Genomic DNA, 9,820 nt, shown 5'->3' with positions numbered 1-9,820 from the left:
AATGTAGTCGGCGTTCTTGCCTTCGTGCGTATCCTTGTACTTGGCGAACGCCGCGTCGATCGCGGCCTGATAGTTCGGGCCGGCCGGTGCCGCCGGCGCGGCGGCCTTGGCCGGCGCCGACGACTTCTTGGCGGCGAGCGCCGGAGAGCAGGTCATCAGCGCCAAGATAACGGCACCGGCGGACACCCGGCGCCACATCAGCCCTGCAGGTCCCTCGGTCGAGCGACTCATTGTGCACCTCTTTCAATCGAGAAGTTGTACTTGAACGAGGCATGGACGACGACGTTGTCCACGTCGAATCCATCCGTGTTGTTCTTGCGCTTCTCCCAACCCAGTTCGACACCCATCATCACGTCCTTGACCGGCGTGTACAGGACGTTGGCCAGGGCGTACTGACCCATGTGGAAGGCGTCCGGCGCCTGACCGACCGAGTTCTGGATCACGTTCTGCGAGTATCCGATCGTGCTCGTGTACTTTTCGTTCCAGGTGTGATCGAGGAACACGGTGACGCCGCTGATGGGCAGCGCCACGCCGTCGATCGGATTGACCAGATCGGCCGGATGCGGCTTGGTGCCGACATCCACGGGAGCGTCGTTGAAGTAGTTCTCGATGCCCTCCCCGTAGACGCCCTGGAAACGCAGGACATCGGTCTTGCCGCGGTTGAAGTTGCCGCTCACCGTGGCGCCCCAACCCGTCACGCTGCCGTTGATGTCCTGAGTCGGCGTCGAGTTCAGCTGATTCCACTTGATCTGGCGCACGATGCCGCCGACCTGCAAATAGCCCCACTTCTGGCCCATGTGGAAATTGCCCGACAGATCGGGCAGCGGGAAGCTGGGAACGATCTCCGCGCCGCTGGCCACGATCTCGTCGCGGTCGGTCCCGAGGTCGCCGCTCGCGCCCGGTCGTTCGAGCGCGACGGTCAGCTTGTTCTCGCCCTTCACGTTCATGAACCGAATCTGCGGATTGCGGAAGAACAACATTCCGTTGGGCCCCCAGTAGTCCAGGCAGTTCGGGAACACATCGATGTCCATGAACGGACTCATGATCTGTCCCGCGCCCCAGTGTCCCAGTTCGCCGTAGTAGATCCGCGGGCGAATCGTGGTCTGTCCCGCGTCGGGACCCACGCCGTACATGTCGAACTCGAACTGCGTCAACAACTCACCCATCGCGGTGGGCGTCCAGGTCTTCACGGCAATCTTGCTCTGGCGCACGCCCCAGAAGGTCTGGCCGTCCTTGTTGAATTCGTCCTTGAACGCGGGCAGTTTGCTGGGCCGCATGGTGTCGAACCACTGGGGATTCACTCCTTCGGTCATGAATCCGGCGTCCAGCATCGCGAACCCGTAGATCTGCCAGCGCGCGGTGCCCTGCGCGGACGCACTGTGTGCCGAGGCGCCAAGAGTGGCCAGAACGCAAGCAACGAGCGCCGTCATCTTCAATGCCCTCTTCATGCCGTATCCCCCTTCTTTTTGTGGGTCTCGACCGTGATCGCTATCGCTTCGCCAGCTGCGCCTTTTCCCAGGCGCGGGCGTTTCGTCTGCCCTCATCGAAGACCCGCTCGTAATTGCGCTTGAGCAATTTCTCCAGGACATCCTTGGGCAGCGCGTCCCAGAGCGGCTGGTACATGTGGTAGACGCTGTAGTAGGCGGTGGTGTCCTTGGGCGCCACGGTGTCGGTGCCGAACAGGAACCGATCGGGGAACCGGGTGATGAGGTCCGCGGCGCGCTTCGTGGCTTCCGGGCTCGAGACAATGTACTTCGCCACCTCGTCCCACGAGATGTCGAAGCTGACGTGGCTGCAGACCGGGTCCTCGAGGATGTCCTCGAGCATGAGCGCGTGATGCTCGACCGGCTGAATCACACGGCCGAGCCCGAGGTGCGCCCAAATGATCGAGTTGTTCGGGTGGCGCCGCAGCAGCGCCTTGAACTGCTCGAGGAATACCGGCTGGTCGCCCTTGTGCGCGAACGGGCGGTCGACGTCGTTGTGGATCAACACCACCAGCCCGACCTCGGCGGCGAAATCGAGGATTCGGTCGAGCGCCGGGTCGGTGAGGCTGGCCACGTCGCCGGCGACCTTCGACGAGACGAACTCCTTGTGGATCGTGAACTCGCCGATCCCTTCGAATACGCCCGGAAAGGTGAGCATCACCCGGCGTATGTGGTCGGCGGCATACATGTCGGTAGGGTTGAAACCGGTGATCATCGGGTCGAAACGCGCCTGCTCGGCCTTGGAAAGCGAGCGATACTGCATCGCGATGTAGGCGTCCGTGAAGGAGTAGTAGTAGAGGCGTGCATCGGTATCGAGGTAGTAGGTCGGCGCCTTGTCGCCCGAGATCCGGTACGACCACTGCTGCTGGAGCGGGATCCCGAACAGCGTCGAGCGCCCCACCTTGTCGCCCATGATCTTCAGGAACTGGTGAACGTCGATGCCTTCCTGGATGTAGTTGGTGAGGTGAAAGTGGCTGTCGTTGTAGAGATAGCCGCTCGTGCCGGTCGCGGATTTCTGGGCAAGCGAGAGCCCGCCGGTCACCCCGATCACCAGCGCGGTCGCGGCTGCCACCGTGAAACCGCGAGAAAGGGAGCGTTTCATCGTCGCGCCTCCTGGCCAGATTCCGCCTAGAGAAGAATGTCGGTGCCGAGCGAGATCGTGTTGCCCGTCTGCCCCGCGGTGTAATAGCCGAACGTCGAGGACGCCGGCGATTTTTCGACGTGGATGAAGTGCAGATTGAGGCGCCAGCTGCGCGACCCGTAGGGATAGAAGCTCGCGCCGCCGGCCACCTCCCACGGATGGCGTTGAAACTCGTCCCAGATGTACGAGGTCACGCCGTAAATGCCGAGGTGCTTCGGAACCACCATGTGCATCGCCTCGACGTAAGCGCCGCGGTCGTAGTTCGAGTTGATGGGCACCGGACCGGTAGCCTCGAAATTCGACAAGCGGCGGATCATGTATTCCGCCTGGATCGAAAAACCCTTCAGCTTCGCGCCCGCGTCGAACCCCGCTTCCTGGTAGCGAAGGCGGGTGACGGTCACGTTGTCGGCGAGCGCCCCGAGATCGAACGGATTGAGCCCGTCCGAGAGCTTGATCTGCGTGGCGTTGGGCGGCGAGCCGAGCGGCGCATACCGGCTCTCGTAGCTGGTGCAGCCCGACACTCCGAAACGGGTGGCGAGCTGATCGTGGTGCTCGAGGTCGCCGAACCCTCCGCGCGGTCCGAACTCGCCGGTGGTCGGCATCCACCACATGCTGGCGCTGGTCGCCAGGTCGCGCGTGTCGTTGGCCGCGACCACGCCGAGCTGGCTGAGGTTGTTGTTGACCGATACGTTGTAATAGAAGCGATCGATCGGCTGCCCGGTGAGCCAGAAGCCCGACGAAAAGCCGCCCCGCAACGCCTCCTCGGTCATCTGACGATCGCTCGCCGCCCAAAACGGCCACGAGCCCATCATCGAGCGATTGGTGAGGTTGGGCGCGATCCCCACTCCCATCGTGAGCGCCCGCCCGGCGAGGTACTGAAGATTCCCGAAAATGAGGGTCTGCTGCGTCGTCGCCAGGGACCAGCCCGTGATGTTGTAGCGGAAGCGGGTGTCGTAGAAGAACCCGGTCAGCCAGATCATGGTGCGGTGCCAATTGAGGTCGTTCCGCGTGTTCACCGTACGCACGCGCCCCAGGTGATCGGTGAACGTCTGGTTGGCGGGAAGCTGGTTCACGTAGCGGAACAAGCCGTAGACGCTGATATTGAGGCTGCCGCGATCCGTCTTGATGATGTCGAACCCACGGCCCGGCGTGAACTCTCCGGCGATGTTGTTGCCGTATCCGCCGCCCGGTCCGGCAGTGTCGATCTTGGCCTCGGTCATGGGCGGAGGTCCGGCATCGTCCTGCGCGTGAGCGACCGGAACGCGACCGAGCGCCCCCACGAGCAGAACGAGTCCAACGCGGCTCAGCAAGAGGAGAAGCGGACGGCTCATGGGGCTCCCTAGAGTAGTCGGCCAGTGGATGGTTTCGAGGCTCACGCGATGCGCGCCATACTGCGCAAGGCGCTTCGAAAACGCCAGTCACACCGCGCGAACAACTCGCCGCGCGCGCCGATGCGGCGCAATTGCAACCGCGATGCCTGCTTCAGAACAACATCGCGTCGGTTGCGAAAAAGTCTGGCGATCGTCAAGCAATCAGGGGGCTTGTGCGCGGGGATGCGGGGCGCGACATTCTCCCAGAGAATCGCGAGTGCGGGTTCGAGCCTGACAGGCCGTCACGTGCGACTGACGGCCGCGGCGTCACCGATTCACGAGCTTCCACGCCGCCCAGATGCCGGCGAGCCCACCGATCGCGCCGAACACCACGGCGGTGACCGTGAAACCCCCGGCGCCCCACAACGAAGGAAGCCACCCGCCGAGCGTGGAGCCGATGACCATTCCGATCATGATCAACCGCTTGTCGCTCACGGCGCGGCGCTAGCCCTTCGATCCGGACTTGCGCGGCGCGAGCCATCTCTCCTGCCCCACCAGCAGGAGCAGCGTGATCAGAACGGCGAACGGAAGGAGCGCCAGCAGATCGGCGCGCGGACCGTTGAAGAACGGATTGTGCACGTTGGCCCAGTCGGTCAACGCGATGTCGGTCTTCTCGAGCACGCCGGCCATGAAGGCGATGACGATGCCGGCGATCGCACCGCCGGCGATGTAGCCCGAGGCCATCAGCACGCCCGGGCTGCGGTCGGCGTCGGCGGCGAGCTGCTCCTCGCTCAGATTGCGGCCGGCGAGCTGCCTCCGCCGCCCCCGATCCACCAGCCAGCGCACGGCTCCGCCCAGGAAGATCGGCGACGACGACGACAGCGGCAGGTACACGCCGACCGCGAACGCCAGCGAGGGGATGCCGCTCATCTCCAAGACGATCGCGATCATGACGCCGAACAGCACCAGACCCCACGGCAACTTGCGATCGAGAATGCCGCGGATGATGTACGACATCAGCGTCGCCTTGGGCGCGTCGAACTTGCGCACTTGAGTGCCATCGGGCCGCTGGCGCAGCGTGCCGTTGATGCCCGGATCCACCAGCCACACCGCGTTGCCCGAGTCATCCACCAGGTACTTGCCGGCCGGCCCGCCGACGTCGTCGATCTTCTGCCAGACCCGATACGTGCGCGTGTCGTCCTTGGCTTGAACCCCGCGCAGCCCTTCGCGGGCCTGCGGCAGCGTCGAGACGTCGGTGTGCATCCCGGCGGGCGCCACGCGCGAGACCGGCATGTAGATGGTCGAGGCCTCGTTGAGCTTGAGCAGGATCGGCCCGAGGATCAGCGACGAGAGCAGCGCGCCGATCAGGATCGAGACCTGCTGCCATTTCGGCGTTCCGCCCACCAGGAACCCGGTCTTCAGGTCCTGCGAGGTCGCGCCACCGTTGGACGCGGCGATGCACACGATGCCGCCGACCGAGAGCGCGGTCACGTAGTAGAGCCCGCCGGTCCATCCGACCAGCAGGAAGATCAGGCAGGTGAGCAGCAGCGTCGCGACCGTCATGCCCGAGATCGGGTTCGACGACGAGCCGATCTCACCGGTGAGTCGCGACGACACCGTGACGAACAGGAAGCCGAAGATCACGATCAGGAGCGCGCCGACCAGATTCATGTGGAGCGGTGGCGAGAGCATGATGGCCAGCACCAGCACCACGATGCCGCCCAGCACGAAGCTCATCGGCAGGTCGTGCTCGGTGCGGTGCGGGTCGGCCTGGCCGCGCGCCGCGCCCACGTCCTTCAGGCCCTGGCGCAGGCCGCTCCAGATCAGGGGAATCGAGCGCATCAGGCTGATGATGCCGCCGGCCGCGACCGCGCCGGCACCGATGTAGAGCACGTAGGCGCTGCGGATCTGATTCGGGCTCATGTCGTGAATCGGGATCGTGCCGGGTGCGAGCGGGCCGGGAATCGATGAGCCGAAGAACTTGATCAGCGGGATCAGAACCAGGTAGGCGAGCACACCGCCCGCGCACATGATCGAGGCGATCTTCGGACCGATGATGTAGCCGACGCCGAGCAGCTCGGGCGAGATCTCGGCCGCGACCGAGCCCGCTTCGAACGGCTTGGCGAATACTTTCTCGGGCGTGTCCTTCCAGCCCTTCAACGCCTCCATCGCGGTCTTGTAGAGCAGGCCGATTCCGAAGCCGGTGAAGATGGTGGTGGCCGAGACCCCGCGCTCGAGGCCGGTAGCCTCCGCGTGCGCCTCCTGCGAGGCCGCGGCGCGCGATTCGGCCGAGGCGCCGGCCTTCAGCACCTCGGCGCAGGCCGTGCCCTCGGGGTACTTGAGCTTGCCGTGCTGCTGGACGATCAGCGCGCGGCGGAGCGGAATCATCATCAGGATGCCGAGCAGCGCGCCCAGCGCCGCCACCAGGGCCACGCGCGTCAGCTCGAGGTTGAATCCCAGGATCATGATCGCCGGCATGGTCACGCCGACGCCGAACGCGATCGACTCTCCGGCCGAGCCCGCGGTCTGGACGATGTTGTTCTCGAGAATGGTGGCGTCGCGCACGCCGAACTTGGAGAGCAGGCGGAAGAGCGTGATCGAGATCACCGCGACCGGGATCGAGGCGCTGACCGTCAACCCGACCTTGAGCACCAGGTAGAGCGACGACGCGCCGAACACCATGCCGAGCAGCGCGCCCACGATCACCGCGCGCGGGGTGAATTCCGGCAGCTTCGCTTCGGCCGGGATGTAGGAAGCGAAGGGTTCCGGCGGCGCTTCCGCCACCTTCAGTGCCGGGGTCGCGATGGTCGGCCTCCTCGGGCGCGCGCCACGGACCGGGCGCGAGTTCCGGGACTCTAGGCAGAGTGATCGTGCGGGTCAACGGGGCCGATCGGGCACACCCCGCACGCGCCTCATCCCCACGCGCGACGCTCCGCCGCCCGAATCTGCGTCCGTCGGCGCGAACTCCGCGCCGGGAGGAATTGCGCGGCGAACGCGCTGAATCGCGCCATCGCGGCACCACCACGCTTCAACCTTTCTGCCACAACCACGCTCCAATGGGCGTATCGCGAAGACGCCGTCCCCGTGCCCTGGAGAGTGTCATGCGTCGTCTCGTGTTCGCCTCGCTGCTGCTCGGTTTCGCGCTGCCCGCGCTGGCCGATCCCGCCCCGGACACGTCGCACGTGGTCCACGCCACGCTCACCGCTTCCGGCATCACCGTCGACGGTGTGCTCAACGAGCCCGTGTGGCAGACCGCCCCGGCCTGCAGCAACTTCGTCCAGCGTGATCCGGTCGAGGGCGCCCGGCCGTCGCAGCGGACCGTGGTGCGCGTGCGCTACGATCGCGACGCGCTCTACGTGGGCGCGCGCATGTACGACTCTTCGCCCGATTCGATCGTGAGCGAGCTGTCGCGGCGCGACGGCGGCACGCGGTCGGATCGCTTCTTCATCTATCTCGATCCCTACTACGACCGGCGCAGCGGCTATTACTTCGCCGTCAATGCCGCCGGCACCCAGTTCGACGGCACGCTCTACAACGACGGCTGGTCCGACGACTCGTGGGACGGGGTGTGGGAAGGCAAGGCGCGAAGGGACGCGCAGGGCTGGACGGTGGAAATGAGGATCCCGTTCTCGCAGCTTCGCTTTTCCAAGGCCGAGGCGCAGAGGTGGGGCATCAACTTTTGCCGCGAGATGGGGCGCGGCTTCGAGAACATCTATTACGTCTGCCGGCCGCGGAAGTCGGGCGACTTCGTCTCGCTCTTTCCCACCCTGACCGGCATCGAGCACGTGCGCCCGACCAGCGCGATCGAGATTCTGCCCTACGGCACCTCCAAGGTCGAAGTCATGCCGAGCGGCGTCACCGATCCGTTCCACACCAGTCCCAAGACCACTCCCAACGGCGGCGGCGACTTACGCATGCCGATGGGCGGCAAACTGACCCTCAACGCCACCGTCAATCCCGACTTCGGCCAGGTCGAGGTGGATCCCGCGGTGGTCAACCTGAGCGACGTGGAGACCTTCTTCCCCGAGAAGCGGCCGTTTTTCGTCGAAGGCAGTTCGATCTTCGACGCCGGGCAGCAGGGCGCCACGGACTACTGGGGCTTCAACTTTCCCCAGCCGACGTTCTTCTACTCGCGCCGCATCGGCCACGCGCCCGAAGGTGCGCTGCCCGACAACACCGCGTATTCCGATGTTCCGACCGGCACCACCATCCTGGGTGCGGCCAAGCTGAGCGGAAAGATCTCGCAGGACGTGAATTTCGGGACCCTGAGCGCGCTCACCTCGCGCGAGAACGCGCAGGTCCAGTTGAGTGACAACACCGAGGTGCAACCGCAGGTCGAGCCCCTCGCCTACTACGGCGTGGCGCGAGCGCTCAAGGAATTCCCGGAGCGCCGGAACGGCCTCGGGCTCCTCACCACCTTCGCCTACCGCGACCTGAGCGATCCCACCGTGCGCGATCAGTTCAACCGTGCCGCGCTCGCCGGCATCGTGGACGGCTGGCATTTCCTCGACCACGGCAAGGTCTGGGCGCTGTCGGGCTGGGCAGGCGGCAGCCTCATCACCGGAACCGCCACCGACATCGCCAACATCCAGACCGATCCGCGTCACTACTTTCAGCGTCCCGACGCGAAGAGCTATTCCTTCGATCCCGGCGCCACCTCCCTCGCCGGCAGCGGCGCGCGCGTGTGGCTCAACAAGGAAAAGGGCAACTGGCTCAGCAACTCGGCGATCGGCTACATCGGCCCCGGCTTCGAAGTCAACGACATGGGATTCGAGAGCCGCGCCGACATCATCAACGAGCACCTGGGCGGCGGCTACCGTTGGACCGAGCCCACCAAGCACGTGAAGAACCACATGCTGCTCGGCGCGGTGTTCGCGAGCCAGAACTTCGACGGCGATCTCACCTCGGCCGGCGTGTGGGGGCGTGGATTCTGGTGGTACACGAACAACTGGACCTTCAACTCGAGCTTCGCCTACAACCCCGAAACCGTGAACCCGCGGCGCAGCCGTGGCGGCCCCTTGATGCTCAACAAACCCGGCTACGAGATCAATCTGTTCGGCGACACCGATGGCAGCCGCAAGCGCTACTACAACGTGAGCTTCTACGAGTACCTGCAGCCCGAAGAGAACTCGTTCGTCTACAGCTTCTACCCCTACTTCACGTACAAGCCGGCCTCCAACATCAAGCTCGACATCGGCCCGGGATACGACAGCTCGCGCGACGGCGCGTTCTACGTGGCGACCATCCCGGACCCCGCTGCCACTGGGACCTACGGCAGTCGCTACGTGTTCGCCCGGCTCGATCAGCAGATGATCTCGGCCAACATCCGGCTCAACGTCTCGTTCACGCCGACTATGAGTCTTCAGTCCTACGGGCAGCCCCTGATCGCAGTCGGTCGCTACTCCGACTACAAGGAGCTGGCGCGACCGAAGAGCCTCGACTTCATCGGACCGGGTGCCGGCGCCTGGACCTACGATCCCGCGACCGGCGAGTTCGATCCCGATGGCCCGGTTGGCCCGACCGCCCCCACGGTCAACGACTTCAACACCAAATCGCTGCGCGGTAACGCGGTGTTCCGATGGGAGTACATGCCGGGCTCGGCGCTGTATCTGGTGTGGACGCAACAGCGGAGCGACTACGAATCGACGCCCGAATTCAACGTCGGCCCGTCGTTCTCACGGCTGCTGGGCGCCTCGGCGGACAACATCTTCCTCGCCAAGCTCACCTACTACATGCATCTCTAAGGTCATGCTCCGAAGATTGGTGATGGTGCAGGACGTGCAGGGACTGACCCTGCATGTCGCCAGCGGGTCGCTTCTCGCCCCCATTCTGCCCCAACCCATCCTGTTGCCACCACCGCACTAGCGGGATCGGCTGGCGCTGGG

The 9,820-nt window shown here is 65.1% G+C and carries 7 protein-coding genes; 1 reads left to right on the top strand and 6 read right to left on the bottom strand.

Translation table 11 applies throughout. From position 1 onward, the window contains the following. The 6 genes from VMJ70_11520 to VMJ70_11495 all read right to left on the bottom strand — a co-directional run. The coding region (locus VMJ70_11520) for a hypothetical protein (protein HTO91749.1) at window positions 1-231 on the bottom strand (231 nt) is incomplete at its 3' end. Continuing rightward, a complete protein-coding gene (locus VMJ70_11515) occupies window positions 228-1,448 on the bottom strand; it encodes a DcaP family trimeric outer membrane transporter (GenBank protein HTO91748.1) in 1,221 nt (406 codons plus the stop codon). The genes VMJ70_11520 and VMJ70_11515, both read right to left, overlap by 4 nt. Before the next feature lie 40 nt (window positions 1,449-1,488). Continuing rightward, entirely contained in the window at window positions 1,489-2,586 is a 1,098-nt protein-coding gene (locus VMJ70_11510) for an amidohydrolase family protein (GenBank protein ID HTO91747.1), read from the bottom strand. Between the two features lie 26 nt (window positions 2,587-2,612). Further along, complete coding sequence (locus tag VMJ70_11505; GenBank protein HTO91746.1) at window positions 2,613-3,956, bottom strand: hypothetical protein; 1,344 nt, start codon at window positions 3,954-3,956, stop codon at window positions 2,613-2,615. A gap of 306 nt (window positions 3,957-4,262) precedes the next feature. Further along, window positions 4,263-4,430, bottom strand: a complete 168-nt coding sequence (locus tag VMJ70_11500) for a hypothetical protein (GenBank protein ID HTO91745.1) — start codon at window positions 4,428-4,430, stop codon at window positions 4,263-4,265. 9 nt (window positions 4,431-4,439) lie between these two features. Next, a complete protein-coding gene (locus VMJ70_11495; protein ID HTO91744.1) occupies window positions 4,440-6,719 on the bottom strand; it encodes an oligopeptide transporter, OPT family in 2,280 nt (759 codons plus the stop codon). A 317-nt stretch (window positions 6,720-7,036) separates the two neighbouring features. Here VMJ70_11495 and VMJ70_11490 point away from each other — a divergent pair, with 317 nt between their 5' ends. Further along, window positions 7,037-9,679 (top strand): DUF5916 domain-containing protein, encoded by a 2,643-nt coding sequence (locus tag VMJ70_11490; protein HTO91743.1) that lies wholly within the window; start codon window positions 7,037-7,039, stop codon window positions 9,677-9,679. Window positions 9,680-9,820 lie beyond the last annotated feature (141 nt).

This window comes from Candidatus Sulfotelmatobacter sp. (assembly GCA_035498555.1).
GTDB lineage: Bacteria > Eisenbacteria > RBG-16-71-46 > RBG-16-71-46 > RBG-16-71-46 > DATKAB01.
The sequence above is the reverse complement of the archived record's forward strand: the minus strand, read 5'-3'. Positions and strand labels throughout refer to the sequence as shown.